At 57.7% G+C, this 12242-nt stretch carries 13 protein-coding genes; 7 read left to right on the top strand and 6 right to left on the bottom strand.

The features are described from left to right. Window position 1: 1 nt before the first annotated feature. The 3 genes from AAFM46_RS04050 to AAFM46_RS04040 all read left to right on the top strand — a co-directional run bounded on the left by AAFM46_RS04050 (window position 2) and on the right by AAFM46_RS04040 (window position 3154). On the top strand, window positions 2-469 hold the full coding sequence (locus AAFM46_RS04050) for a succinate dehydrogenase hydrophobic membrane anchor subunit (RefSeq protein ID WP_283530548.1): 468 nt from the start codon (window positions 2-4) through the stop codon (window positions 467-469). A 94-nt stretch (window positions 470-563) separates the two neighbouring features. Continuing rightward, window positions 564-2363 (top strand): succinate dehydrogenase flavoprotein subunit, encoded by a 1800-nt coding sequence (sdhA, locus tag AAFM46_RS04045; RefSeq protein WP_283530550.1) that lies wholly within the window; start codon window positions 564-566, stop codon window positions 2361-2363. Next, entirely contained in the window at window positions 2363-3154 is a 792-nt protein-coding gene (locus AAFM46_RS04040) for a succinate dehydrogenase iron-sulfur subunit (protein WP_283530552.1), read from the top strand. The genes sdhA and AAFM46_RS04040 overlap by 1 nt, the downstream gene beginning before the upstream one ends. 149 nt (window positions 3155-3303) lie before the next feature. Here the strand turns inward: AAFM46_RS04040 and AAFM46_RS04035 are convergent, their stop codons facing one another. From AAFM46_RS04035 to AAFM46_RS04010, 6 genes are all read right to left on the bottom strand, one after another. Then, window positions 3304-4404: a YihY/virulence factor BrkB family protein gene (locus AAFM46_RS04035; protein ID WP_343319701.1), complete on the bottom strand. Its 1101-nt coding sequence runs from the start codon at window positions 4402-4404 to the stop codon at window positions 3304-3306. After that, on the bottom strand, window positions 4382-4939 hold the full coding sequence (locus AAFM46_RS04030) for a 2'-5' RNA ligase family protein (RefSeq protein ID WP_283530556.1): 558 nt from the start codon (window positions 4937-4939) through the stop codon (window positions 4382-4384). Before AAFM46_RS04030 ends, AAFM46_RS04035 begins: the two co-directional genes overlap by 23 nt. A gap of 2 nt (window positions 4940-4941) precedes the next feature. Further along, window positions 4942-5970 carry a tryptophan--tRNA ligase gene (gene trpS, locus AAFM46_RS04025; RefSeq protein ID WP_343319699.1) on the bottom strand — a complete coding sequence of 343 codons (1029 nt, stop codon included), beginning with the start codon at window positions 5968-5970 and terminating at the stop codon, window positions 4942-4944. Window positions 5971-5984: 14 nt separating this feature from the next. Beyond that, the gene (locus tag AAFM46_RS04020) at window positions 5985-6815 is read right to left on the bottom strand and encodes an exodeoxyribonuclease III (RefSeq protein WP_343320348.1); all 831 of its coding nucleotides are present in this window, start codon (window positions 6813-6815) and stop codon (window positions 5985-5987) included. Window positions 6816-6997: 182 nt separating this feature from the next. Further along, window positions 6998-7600, bottom strand: coding sequence for a hypothetical protein (locus AAFM46_RS04015; RefSeq protein ID WP_283530560.1), 603 nt, complete (start codon window positions 7598-7600; stop codon window positions 6998-7000). An 87-nt stretch (window positions 7601-7687) separates the two neighbouring features. Further along, window positions 7688-8443 (bottom strand): GAP family protein, encoded by a 756-nt coding sequence (locus AAFM46_RS04010; RefSeq protein ID WP_343319697.1) that lies wholly within the window; start codon window positions 8441-8443, stop codon window positions 7688-7690. A 125-nt stretch (window positions 8444-8568) separates the two neighbouring features. Here AAFM46_RS04010 and AAFM46_RS04005 point away from each other — a divergent pair, with 125 nt between their 5' ends. The 4 genes from AAFM46_RS04005 (at window position 8569) to AAFM46_RS03990 (ending at window position 12212) form a co-directional block, all read left to right on the top strand. Further along, window positions 8569-9894: a histidine kinase gene (locus AAFM46_RS04005; protein ID WP_343319696.1), complete on the top strand. Its 1326-nt coding sequence runs from the start codon at window positions 8569-8571 to the stop codon at window positions 9892-9894. Then, on the top strand, window positions 9891-10544 hold the full coding sequence (locus tag AAFM46_RS04000; RefSeq protein ID WP_283530566.1) for a response regulator transcription factor: 654 nt from the start codon (window positions 9891-9893) through the stop codon (window positions 10542-10544). The genes AAFM46_RS04005 and AAFM46_RS04000 overlap by 4 nt, the downstream gene beginning before the upstream one ends. A 269-nt stretch (window positions 10545-10813) precedes the next feature. Next, window positions 10814-11893 (top strand): M4 family metallopeptidase, encoded by a 1080-nt coding sequence (locus AAFM46_RS03995; RefSeq protein WP_343319695.1) that lies wholly within the window; start codon window positions 10814-10816, stop codon window positions 11891-11893. 10 nt (window positions 11894-11903) lie between these two features. Next, window positions 11904-12212: a protealysin inhibitor emfourin gene (locus AAFM46_RS03990; RefSeq protein WP_283530571.1), complete on the top strand. Its 309-nt coding sequence runs from the start codon at window positions 11904-11906 to the stop codon at window positions 12210-12212. Window positions 12213-12242: the final 30 nt, after the last annotated feature.

Below are 12242 nucleotides of genomic sequence, written 5' to 3'. Positions count from 1 at the left end.
CATGAGCTCCAACTCCATCGCAGCTCCGCGCTCCAACAGTGCACAGTCACCTCAGTACAAGCGCAACAAAGCATCACACTCAAGTTTTGAGATGATCGCCTGGTTGTTCATGCGTCTCTCCGGCGTGGTTTTACTTGTGCTGATCTTTGGCCACTTATTCGTGAACCTGATGGTTGGCGAAGGTATCCACGCCATCGACTTTGGTTTTGTTGCTGGTAAATGGTCAGACCCGTTCTGGCAGATCTGGGATCTGGCTATGCTGTGGCTCGCTATGCTCCACGGCAGCAACGGTGTCCGCACCATCATCAACGACTATGCCGAGCGGGACCGTACACGCATGACCCTTAAAGCGGTCCTCTACGTTTCTTCCGCTGTCATCATTGTGCTGGGTACCTTGGTCATCTTCACCTTTGACCCTTGCCCCGCCGGTGCTGTTATTGATCTTCCGTCCTTCTGCTCCGTTCCTTAACTTTTAGTAGGGAACACCCCGTGCTTTTCACGCCGGGGGTTGTAAGAAGTGAACACCAGCTTTTAGCGCAGTAAAGAGAGAAAGAGCATCCAGTATGCAGGTCCATAAATACGACGTCGTAATCGTCGGGGCCGGTGGCGCAGGAATGCGTGCCGCCATTGAATCCGGTCAGCGTGCTCACACCGCCGTTCTGACCAAGTTGTACCCAACCCGTTCACACACCGGTGCCGCTCAGGGCGGCATGTGTGCAGCCCTTGCCAACGTCGAAGAAGACAACTGGGAGTGGCACACCTTTGACACCGTCAAGGGTGGCGATTATCTGGTGGATCAGGACGCCGCCGAAGTTATGGCCAAAGAGGCCATCGAAGCCGTTATTGATCTGGAAAAGATGGGCCTGCCGTTTAACCGCACGCCCGAGGGCCGTATTGATCAGCGCCGCTTTGGTGGTCACACTCGTGACCACGGCAAGGCGCCCGTCCGCCGTTCTTGTTACGCGGCTGACCGAACCGGGCACATGATTTTGCAGACGTTGTACCAAAACTGCGTCAAGCACAACGTTGAGTTCTACAACGAGTACTACGTGCTTGATCTGCTCACGGTTGATGAGGAAGCCACCCGCGAGGACGGCACCATCTACCTGCAGAAGAAGATTGCCGGTGTTGTCTCCTACGATCTAGCCACTGGGGAACTGCACATCTTCCAGGCAAAATCCGTGATCTTGGCTACCGGCGGTGCCGGCAAGGTCTTCAAGACAACCTCAAACGCACATACCTTAACCGGTGATGGCATGGGCATCGCATTCCGCAAGGGCATCCCCCTGGAGGATATGGAGTTCTTCCAGTTCCATCCAACGGGTCTTGCAGGCCTGGGCATCCTCCTCTCCGAGGCCGCCCGCGGTGAAGGTGCAATCCTGCGTAACTCCGAAGGTGAGCGCTTCATGGAGCGCTATGCACCCACCATCAAGGACCTGGCCCCACGCGATATCGTGGCCCGCTCCATGGCCAACGAGGTGCGTGAGGGCCGCGGTTGTGGTCCAAACAAGGACTACGTCCTCCTTGACCTCACCCACTTGGAGCCGGCTCACATCGACGCCAAGCTCCCGGATATCACCGAGTTTGCCCGCACCTACCTAGGTGTTGAACCGTATACCGAGCCAGTGCCGGTCTTCCCCACGGCGCACTACGCCATGGGCGGTGTTCCCACGAACATCACCACCGAGGTTCTGCAGGACAATGACACCATCATCCCGGGCCTGTATGCAGCAGGTGAAGTGGCGTGTGTATCCGTGCATGGTTCAAACCGTCTGGGCACCAACTCGCTGCTGGACATCAACGTGTTCGGCAAGCGCGCCGGTGTAGCCGCAGCAGAATACGCAAACGGCGCCGATTTCGTTGACTTGCCGGAGAACCCGGAAGCTGACACAGTTGCTTTGCTTGAGCATGTACGTGTGTCCGACGGCGGCGAAAAAGTTGCCATGATCCGCAAGGAACTCCAGGACACCATGGATGCGAATATGCAGGTGTTCCGCACAGCCGAGTCAATTGACAAGGTGCTTGCAGACATTGCTACCTTCGAAGAGCGATACTCGCGCATCACAGTTCAGGACAAGGGCAAGCGTTTCAACCTGGATCTTCTTGAGGCTGTTGAGCTTGGTTTCTTGCTTGAACTGGCCAAGGTCATGACGGTTGCTGCATTGCACCGCCAGGAGTCGCGCGGCGGCCACTACCGCGAAGACTTCCCGGACCGCGATGACGAGAATTTCATGAAGCACTCCATGGCTTACCTTGATGCAAACGTCACGGTGGAAAGTTCCGCAGAATCCATCGCCGGCATCCGGCTGGAAACTAAGCCTGTTGTTATCACGCGTTACCAGCCGATGGTGAGGAAGTACTAATGAGCACCGTAGAAGCTGAACTGCCGGAGCCGGCATCGAAGATTGAGCTGCCCGCACACCTTGGTGGCGGCGGTGAAATCCCCACATTCGACGTTACCTTGAAGGTGCGCCGCTACGACCCCGAATTCTCGGAAGAGTCCAAGTGGGAAGAATTCACCATGACCATGTACGGCACCGACCGCGTGCTGGATGCCCTGCACAAGGTCAAGTGGGAGCAGGACGGTTCGCTGTCTTTCCGCCGTTCGTGTGCGCACGGCGTATGCGGTTCCGATGCTATGCGCATCAACGGCCGCAACCGCCTGGCCTGCAAGACCCTGTTGAAGGACCTGGATACTTCCAAGCCCATCACGGTTGAACCCATCAAGGGCCTGCCAGTGGAGAAAGACCTCATTGTGGACATGGAGCCGTTCTTCCAGTCCTTCCGCGAGGTCATGCCTTTTCTGATCAACCGCGACCACGCCCCCACCAAGGAGCGTCTGCAGTCTGCCGAGGAACGCGAGCGTTTCGACGACACCACCAAGTGCATCCTCTGCGCCGCTTGCACGTCTTCATGCCCCGTATTCTGGACCGATGGCCAGTACTTTGGCCCGGCGGCCATTGTCAACGCACACCGCTTCATCTTTGATTCACGCGATGATGCCGGTGATATGCGGTTGGAAATCCTCAACGACAAGGAAGGCGTGTGGCGTTGCCGCACCACCTTCAACTGCACCGAAGCATGCCCCCGCGGCATTCAGATCACGCAGGCAATCGCAGAGGTCAAACAGGCTATTCTGTCCCGTCAGATTTAAGCTATTTGCCCCAAACTAAAGCGCCGCTCCCCGTTCGTGGGTGCGGCGCTTTAGTTATGTGCGGGGTTCCTTGCGGCCGGTAGAGGTGTCATTATCTCCAACCTCAGCGGGGTAGAGGTGTCATTATCTCCAACCTCAGCGGGGCGGGCTCAGTGGCGGGCTGTGTGGGACCTGTGAGGTCTTATGTCAGCCGCATGGACTGCCGCGATGGCTGCCGAGATTAAGTACACCTGACTCAGGAGGAAGAACCAGACAAAAAGGCCCAAAATAACGGCAAAGGGGGCTAGCAGTGCATTGTTGGTGACGCCGCTGAGCAGCATGGCGCTAAAGAACCGTAGGACGGTTGCGCCGGCACCGGAGAATAATGCGGCAAGGAGGAACACCCGGCGCGGCATGCGCACACGTGAGGCAATGCTGAACATGATCATGGCAACGGAGACGTCCAAAACAAACATCAAAACAACTGAACCTAGTTGAGCTGCCGCACCCGAGAGGAAGCTCCCCCAGCCCAGTGCATCACTGATGGTGTCAACGGCGGCTGTGCTGACCACCCCGAGCCCACTTGTCAGTACTAGCGCCACAGCCAGCACAATCAGGGTCACACCGTCTCGGACCTTGGAAAGCACAGGGTTGGTTCTATCCCGGGCGAGCCCCAAAATGGAGCGGATACCCTCCCGTAAGCCATTGATCCAGCTCATGGCAGTCACCGCCAAGGCCGCCAGAGAGATAATAAGGGTCTTCCCGAACGCGCCCGAGCCAAGGAGTTGTTCCGGTGTGAACAATCCGTTATTGCCTGTGTCAATCAATCCCGGGGTGGTGTCGGCAATGAGTTTAATGACTGCGTCTCGCAGCACATCGTTGCCGGCGGCGACAATACCAAAGATGGCGAACCCGGCGACAAGCATGGCACCAACAGAGAAAAACATGAGATAGGCGTTGCCTGCTGCCAGTAGCGGACCGCGACGTCGCGTGTAAAGGTACCAAACACGGGCCGGAAACTTTCCGCCCGCCCACGCAGTAAGCCAATGCATGAACGTGGACGCCTGCAAAAAGAAACTGCCAGTCTTTCGCGCCTCCACGTAGGCGCCGCGCTTCGACTCAACCCAGGTCGATAGGCCCTGGCGGTTCAGCGGGCTCGGCGGCGGTTTAGCCGGAGCGGCCATCGGATTCTTCGCACTCACCCCCGGAGCGGCACTACCAGGGAAATAGGCCGGTTCGCGCTGAGTCTTAGGGTTTTGTTCCTCCGCCAAGACTCAACTCCTCGCGCAAAAACCAACCACCGGCAAGATAGTCAAAAAGACCAATACTTGTGACCTCAAAATCCGCACAAAAATCGCTCATGTCAGACTTCGCCCGGGCCAGCGTGGCCTGGTCCAAATCGTGAGCGATCGTCAAATGCGGGTGGAACCCAAATTTCAGCAGGTGCTCCACCGGACCGGCCACCAATTGCTCGTGCAAGGCGGCACATTCCTGTGCCCCTTCCGCCACATTGAGGAACACAACAGGTGAGATCGGCTCAAAAGTGCCGGTACCGCGAAGCGAAAGCATAAACGGCGCCCCGTCCGCAGCAATCTTGCGCACGTGGGCTGCGGCGTCATCCCAAGAATCTGCGGCTTGCCCGGAAACCAGGGTTATATGAGCAGGAACGACTGCGGCATCCGCACCGGCGTAGAAAGCCCGCTTTTCGCCGAGCTCGGCCGCCAACGCCGGTGGCAGGGAGATGATTACTCCCAGACTATTGGCGGGCGGGGCCGGGCTTTCCTCGTCCTTACCAATGCCAGTCACAGTTATCCCACCGAGCCAACAGGGGGCAGAAATCCAACCTTGGCATACACATCGGCCAGTGTCACGGAGGCGATTTCCCGGGCTTTAGCCGCACCAACTGCCAGTAGCGCATCAAGTTCGCCTGGGTCATCCAGGAGTTCAAGAGTGCGCGTCCGGATGGGCTCAAGCCGGGCCACTACCGCCTCCGCTACATCACCTTTCAGGTGCCCGTACATCTTGCCTTCATACTCGTTCACAAGAGTGTCTATGGGTTTTTGCGTCAGCGTGGAAAGGATCTCCAACAGGTTCGTGACACCCGGTTTACTCTCACGGTCATGAGCAACAACCGTGTCATCATCTGTCACAGCTGACTTGATGCGTTTGGCCGTAACTTTAGGATCATCAAGAATATTGATCAGTCCATTGGGGCCGGAGGCGGACTTGGACATTTTCGAGGTCGGATTTTGCAAGTCATAAATCCTTGCACCCTCTTTTTGAATAAAGGCTTCGGGGACTACGAACGTCTCACCAAATCGGTGATTGAAACGTTTGGCCAAGTCGCGCGCCAATTCAACGTGCTGACGCTGATCGTCCCCCACGGGAACGCCAGCTGGGCGGTACAACAGGATGTCTGCCGCCATCAGCACCGGATACGTAAACAAGCCAACGCTGGCCATCTCTGCCCCGCTCTTGGCAGACTTGTCCTTAAACTGGGTCATCCGTGACGCTTCACCGAAGCCGGTAATGCAATTCAGAACCCATGCAAGCTGGGCGTGCTCAGGGACATGGGACTGGACAAAGAGCGTTGATTTCTCAACGTCAATGCCACCGGCGATGTACTGGGCAGCAGTCTTGCGGGTCCGGGCACGCAACTCGCCAGGATCCTGCGTCACCGTAATGGCATGCATATCCGGGATGAAGAACAACGTTTGGTAGTCATCTTGGCTTTTAACCCAGTTGACAAGAGCTCCCAGGTAATTGCCCAGGTGCAATGAGTCACCGGAGGGCTGCATGCCTGAGAGTACGCGTGGGCGGACGGAAATTTCACTCATGGTTCCGGGTTCCTTTAGAACTTGTAGTCAACGACCAGTGGGGCATGGTCTGAGAAACGGTTTTCGTAGGAATCTGCCCTGTCAACCACTGATGTCAGAGCCTTTTCCGCCAGGCCGGGTGTGGCCATCTGGTAGTCGATGCGCCAGCCGGTGTCGTTAGTGAAGGCCTGTCCCCGGTTTGACCACCACGTGTACGGGCCGTCAACTTCTCCGGCAAGTTCGCGAGCCACATCTTTCCAGCCGATTTCTTCGCCAAGGAACCTGTCAAAGTAAGCACGTTCTTCGGGCAGGAACCCTGATTTTTTGACGTTGCCTTTCCAGTTCTTAATATCTAAAGTCTTGTGCCCAACGTTCAGATCTCCCACCACCAGTGCATGGTCGCTGGTTGCGGCTAGCTGGGGCAGACGACCAATCATGGTGTGCAGGAAGCGGTATTTATCTACCTGCTTAGGCGTATCGACGGCGCCTGAGTGCACGTAGGCGCTGACAACGCTCAGCGTTGTGGGCGTGCCATCGGCACCCGTCAGAACGTAATCGGCCTCAACCCAACGTCCTGAGGTGGCGAAGTAGTCATCGCCAATGCCGATTCTTGTGGCTACTGGCTCGAGCACGTCTTTCCGGGTGGCGATCAAAACACCCGCCCGGCCCTTGGCTTCTGCTTCTGCGTGCAGCACGTGCCAATCTTCGCTAAGGAACTCGTCAACGATGGCGTCAGGGGCGCGTACTTCCTGCAGGCATAGGATGTCCACATCGCGTGCTGCCAGCCAGGGGCCCATGCCGTTCCTGTAGGCGGCACGGATGCCATTGACGTTTACACTTGCGATCCGCAATCGACCGTTTTCAATACCGTTGCTCACTTGTTCCACCTTACCTGCTTGGAACCCTGAATTCTTGGGCCCCTCATCCGTGTACATAGGTTGTGTTTTGCCTGCTTCATAACCGGCCCTGTGCTGGTTTAGCGCTGGGCTGGCTTGGCCCTGGGCTGGCTTAGCGCTGGGCACCGCGCTCAAAGGCGGACGGTCCGGGGTTAATCAATAATCACACCGCTGACGGGGTCCTCACCATCAGTGCCACCTTGGGCGGTTGCGGCCCGTTCGGCGTTCTTCTTGTGCATGGCCGCATCCATCTTCGCTTCCTGGGCTTCCCAGTGTGGGTTGATCATGCCACGGGCATTGGTGGCTGTGATCTCGATTGTTTCCAACGCCCGGGCCACCATCGCCGAGTCCTTACCAAGGTATTCGTTGACCACACCGATCTGGACGTTGATGATCTTAAAGGAGTGATCCAGCTTGAGTTCACGCGCCTTCTCGGCCGAGCGTGAACCAGCCTCTTGGGACACAAGCCGGGTGCCGCCGTCGGACTGGGCACTTTCACTGTTGTGCTGGGCCATCTGCGCCTGAGCCAATGCCACCTGTCGGGCACCAAAGGAGGCGGCTTTGTGCACACCAATGTAGACCACAGTGGACAAGGCTAGCCAGCCAAACGCGATGGCGGCGATGACCCAACCCAACACGGTGCTGTTGTTGGCGGCGAAGATAAGTGCCACCAAAAAAACGATCGCCAACACAATGGTGCCAACGCCAGTGAATTTGCCAGGTTTGGACATTTTGCCGGTTCCAAGAGAAGTCATGCATCCATTCTCTCAAATACCGGCGTGCCCGTGGACCGCCTTCCACCAGCGGCGAACGTGCCAGGTGAGCACCGGGCGCCAACTCCCCTATTTGAAGGGATTCCAGCTGGCCATCGGAGCCAATTCGGCCAGCCCAGCACGCAGTAGCAAGAACCCCACAATGCCCACCACCCACACAAGAGTTTCACTGGCGAACTTGCCCAGTTTGGGGCTGAGACGGCGAAGTCCCGCATCCATATGGGAGCCAAGTGCCACCCGTAATGCCACTAACACCAGCGCCGGAATGAGCATGAGCACACAATAAATGCCAAGCACACCGAGCTCCGTGGGAAGCGGCAAATCAGAATTGGTGAGTAGTCCAATCGCCGCCAGGTAGGGCAACATAGTGGGCAGTTCAAGCAACCCTGCAATCAACGCCAGGGTCACCAACCCCCCTGGGCTCCGCAACGCTGTTGCTATTCGGCTCGCCCATTTGGTCTGGGCCACCGCTTCCTGAGAATTACTGCCCGTGCTTTTACTACCCGTGCTCTTACTGCCCAGGTCTGAGAACAGCGCATAGGCCAGCATGGCGCCGCCACCTAGTGTGAGGGTCCACAAGATGGGTGGGATCGCCAGCAACGAATCGACATCCAACCCCTTGGCGAGCCAGCCTGCCCCAGCAAGCACGCCAATACCCACCAGCAAATAAAAGCCGGCCAAGGCACCAAGATATAGCAAGATCCGCGGGGCCATCCGGCGCGCATCCGGGCGCAGGAGTAGCCAGAATGGAATTAATAAGGTGCCAATGCTTGTGCTGTCAATGAGAGCCAAAACGGCGAGTTGGGCGAATAGTGCAATGGTCATAGTTCCAGCGTGCCAAGTGAACCAGCTTCCGGAGTCCGCCATCGGATGCACTACGGCGTCATCCCTTCGTATCATCATGGCGTGCCTGCCTTGCCCGGGCGGCGGGCTACGGACAGGATGGAAGTATGAGCCAGCTTCCGCCCAAGTCCGCAACCCGCGTGTGGTTCAACACCCGCGTTCAGCCTTGGGCTTCGGGCATCCGCAGGGAAGATCTCGGGCTTGCCATCAGCTATTTCCTCGTGTTTTGGATTTTGAATGCTGTGAGCGGGGGTGGCGGGTTCAATTTCAATTTTCCGTGGTTGTCCCAGAACTGGGTGTTCTTTGCTGCCGTGGGATGTGCGGCAGTGGTGTTGCGCCGGAGCGCCACACCCTTGATGGCCATTCTTTGCGGATCTGCTGCCGTGATGCTGTTGCTGAGCAACCAGCCAACAGCCCTGATACTGGTGTTTGAACTGTTTTTTTCGCTGGTGTTGTTCGGCTCCCCCAAGGTTTCCGCGGCAGCCAGTAAAAGTGCTGTGGCTCTGTCAGTGCTGGTGACCCTGCTGGTCCTGGCCCTGACCGGTGAGGCAGAAGCCACGGTAGTGGCAGCGGTTGCAGCTGTCATGACGCTGCTTATGCCGATGGAATGGGCTGGAAATCTTCGCAAAGCTCAGCATCTAACAGAAAGTGAGTCCGCCCGGGCGGAGGCTGTCCGGGCGTCAGCGGAGCATCGCTTTCTTGCTGACAGGACCACCCATGAACTGATCCTTGAGCGCGAGCGCCAACACATGGCACGCGAGCTCCACGATGTTCTTTCCGCGCGGCTCTCAGCCATTGCCCTCCAATCCGGTGCGGCATTGCACACAGGATTACTGCAGGAAAAGTGGCAGGCAACGAAAATCCTCTCCCAAATTCGCTCCGAAAGCGTGGCGGCTCTGGATGAACTCAATGGGATGATCCGGCTCCTGCATACAGGCGCACTGGATGAGACGGCCGGACGCGCAGCTGACGTGATTTCCCTGGTGGAGCAGCATCATTTATCCGGGACCATGATTTCCTATGAAAATTCCCTGCCCGACGGCGGAGATCACCTACCCCTGCAGCTTCAGACCATTCTCTACCGCGTGTGCGCCGAATCCCTGCGCAACGCCGCCCTGCACGCGCCCGGTACACCCGTCACGATCACATTGGCGTGCTCCACAGGGACAGCAGCGGAGGTAGGGGTTGTTTTGCTTGTGTCTAACCCTTTGCCACGCTGCCCTGTCCCTCCGGCGCAAACAGGTTCTGCAGAGGTGGAGTCTTCACATGCTGGAACAGGTACGGGTATTCCCAGCATGCATTTCCGAGCCGCGCACGCTGGGGGAACCATCTCAACAGGTTTGCGTGCTGGGCATTGGGTGGTGGAACTGCGGTTGCCGATCGCAAGCTCCGCATCCGCAGAAGCCCACCTGTCATCGGGGGCCGCAGTATGAGCCCGGCTCAGCCAGTCACTGTCCTCTTGGCGGATGACCATGCCGCCATCAGGTTGGGCATGCGCATGGTGGTGGACACCGCAACCGATATGGAAGTGGTGGGTGAAGCCGGCGACGGTGCCCTCACTGTGAGTATGGCGCGGGCGCTGCGACCCGACGTTATCCTGATGGACTTGCGTATGCCGGTCATGGACGGTGTGGAAGCGACCCGGCACATTTGTGCCGAAGGTGTGTCCAAGGTGTTGGTGCTGACAACTTTTGACCATGATTCTTACCTCTTTGGTGCGCTCGCCGCCGGTGCTTCGGGTTTTCTGCTCAAGACGGCCGAACCTGCAACTATCACCGAAGCGATTCGCCGTGTTCATGAGGGTGATCAGGTCATAGCCCCGGAAGTGACGGCACGAATTGTTGCTGCCGCCCTGTCTGCGAATAGTGGGCCCGTGCTTGCCTCAACCGAGCCTCCGGCCTTGGATTTACTCACGGGACGGGAGCGAGAGGTCTTTGACTGCTTGGGCAGCGGACTAACAAATTATTGTATAGGCCGTCAGCTGGGCATCTCGGAAGCCACGGTGAAGACCCACGTTTCGCGCGTGCTGGCAAAGCTGGGCTTGGCGTCCCGGGTTCAGGCAGCACTGTTCCGACGAACCTGAACTGTGCCACCCCCGCTGCCACGCCCCGCAGTCCTCGCACTCCCTCGTTGAAGCCCTGACCACCGAGCCCACCGTCCTTCCTCCTTTTCTCGCTACCTCCTTACCTCCTTACCTCCTTACCTCCTTGAGGTTGGAGATGATGACACCCCGGAGGACGATGGGGAGTCATCATCTCCAACCTCAACCGTGGGATATGTACGTGCCCTACCCTTGCCCCGCTTGATGATCGGGAGCATCATGGTTGAACGGTGTTAAGAAGGGATATCAACATGTCAGGACTTCGTTTCAGAGCCCACTGCAGCATTGCTCCACCCGATATGTTGGGGAGGTTGGCGGTTGATGGGGATCCCGAACAACGAGAAGCTGCTGTCCGGGCGCTGGCCACCTCAGCTGCCATCCGTTCCCAGCGCGCCGTTATGGGGCGGCTGAACCGCCAGCTCAATCTAAACATTGGGCAGATGGTGGGCTTTGGCGTAATTCCCGAGCGCCGTTTGACCGTTTATGACAACAAAACGCTGGGCCGCACGTATCTACCCGGTGTCCGGGCGCGAGACTGGGGCCAGCCGCCCGTGGAGGATGCCGCTGTCAACCAGGCGTACGACGGCAGTAGCGCCACCTACGAATTTTACCGAGACGTTTTCCAGCGCAACTCCCTGGATGGTGCAGGCCTGGAACTCATCTCATCCGTCCACTATGGAGTGGCGTTTGATAACGCTTTCTGGGACGGCGCCCAGATGGTTTACGGTGACGGGAGCGGACGGATTTTCCAGATTGGTGGATTGACCCGGTCCCTGGATGTGATTGCCCATGAACTGACCCACGGGATCACAGAGCTGACTGCGGGGCTGGTTTACAGCGAACAATCCGGTGCGTTGAACGAATCTTTCTCCGACGTTTTTGGTTCGCTCGTTAAGCAATACAGCCTCAAGCAAACAGCCGCCGAAGCCGACTGGCTCATTGGCGAAGGTATTTTGGTCCCCGGGCTCGGAAAAGCCCTGCGTTCCATGATGCACCCCGGCACCGCGTACAAAGGAGATCGCCAACCCGGTCATATGGATGATTACGTTGTACTGCCGGATAATAACGACCCCCGCAATGACAACGGTGGCGTCCATATTAATTCTGGTATCCCTAACCACGCCTTTGCGTTGGCCGCCACGGCAATGGGTGGCCATGCGTGGGAGAAGGCAGGGAAGATCTGGTACGCCGTGCTGACCACCCGGCTGCGCGCCAATTCCCAGTTCACAGAGGCAGCCCAAGCCACTGTTGACGTTGCAGGGGCATTGTTTAGTTCAACGGAGCGGGATGCTGTCCATGACGCATGGAAAGAAGTCGGTGTTTTGACGTGAAAGTTCTAACATGAAACTGACAATCCGCAGGGGTGGGGGTATTGCCGGCATCGTGGCCCAGACCGAGTTGGACGCCCAAGTGTTGCCTGAACCAGCAGCGCAGGCCTTCGCTGGGGAGATTGCACGCGCCAATTTGCACGATCAGGTCGCCAAACCACCAGCCACGCAATGGCCAGATGGGCAGCTCTATGAAATCTCCTTGAAGGAGGCTGGACCGCCAGTAACGTGCTTTTACACCGATGAATCTCTACCGGAAAATGTCCGGCTGCTGTTGGCGTGGGTGGATGGACGTCCCGAACGCATCGAGTCAATTGAATAACTCCCAAGCCAGCCCACGCAAAAGGAGGAC

The sequence above is a fragment of the Arthrobacter sp. TMP15 genome (assembly GCF_039529835.1).
Lineage (GTDB): Bacteria > Actinomycetota > Actinomycetes > Actinomycetales > Micrococcaceae > Specibacter.
Note: the sequence above shows the minus strand (reverse complement) of the source record. Positions and strands in the feature narration are given on the sequence as shown.

Bases quoted from the DNA above. Each gene is read 5' to 3' on its own strand.
- AAFM46_RS04010 (WP_343319697.1), bottom strand. From the start codon at position 8,443: ATGACCATTGCACTATTCGCCCAACTCGCCGTTTTGGCTCTCATTGAC.
- sdhA (WP_283530550.1), top strand. From the start codon at position 564: ATGCAGGTCCATAAATACGACGTCGTAATCGTCGGGGCCGGTGGCGCA.
- AAFM46_RS04005 (WP_343319696.1), top strand. From the start codon at position 8,569: ATGAGCCAGCTTCCGCCCAAGTCCGCAACCCGCGTGTGGTTCAACACC.
- AAFM46_RS03990 (WP_283530571.1), top strand. From the start codon at position 11,904: ATGAAACTGACAATCCGCAGGGGTGGGGGTATTGCCGGCATCGTGGCC.
- trpS (WP_343319699.1), bottom strand. From the start codon at position 5,970: ATGAGTGAAATTTCCGTCCGCCCACGCGTACTCTCAGGCATGCAGCCC.
- AAFM46_RS04040 (WP_283530552.1), top strand. From the start codon at position 2,363: ATGAGCACCGTAGAAGCTGAACTGCCGGAGCCGGCATCGAAGATTGAG.
- AAFM46_RS04000 (WP_283530566.1), top strand. From the start codon at position 9,891: ATGAGCCCGGCTCAGCCAGTCACTGTCCTCTTGGCGGATGACCATGCC.
- AAFM46_RS04015 (WP_283530560.1), bottom strand. From the start codon at position 7,600: ATGACTTCTCTTGGAACCGGCAAAATGTCCAAACCTGGCAAATTCACT.
- AAFM46_RS04050 (WP_283530548.1), top strand. From the start codon at position 2: ATGAGCTCCAACTCCATCGCAGCTCCGCGCTCCAACAGTGCACAGTCA.
- AAFM46_RS03995 (WP_343319695.1), top strand. From the start codon at position 10,814: ATGTCAGGACTTCGTTTCAGAGCCCACTGCAGCATTGCTCCACCCGAT.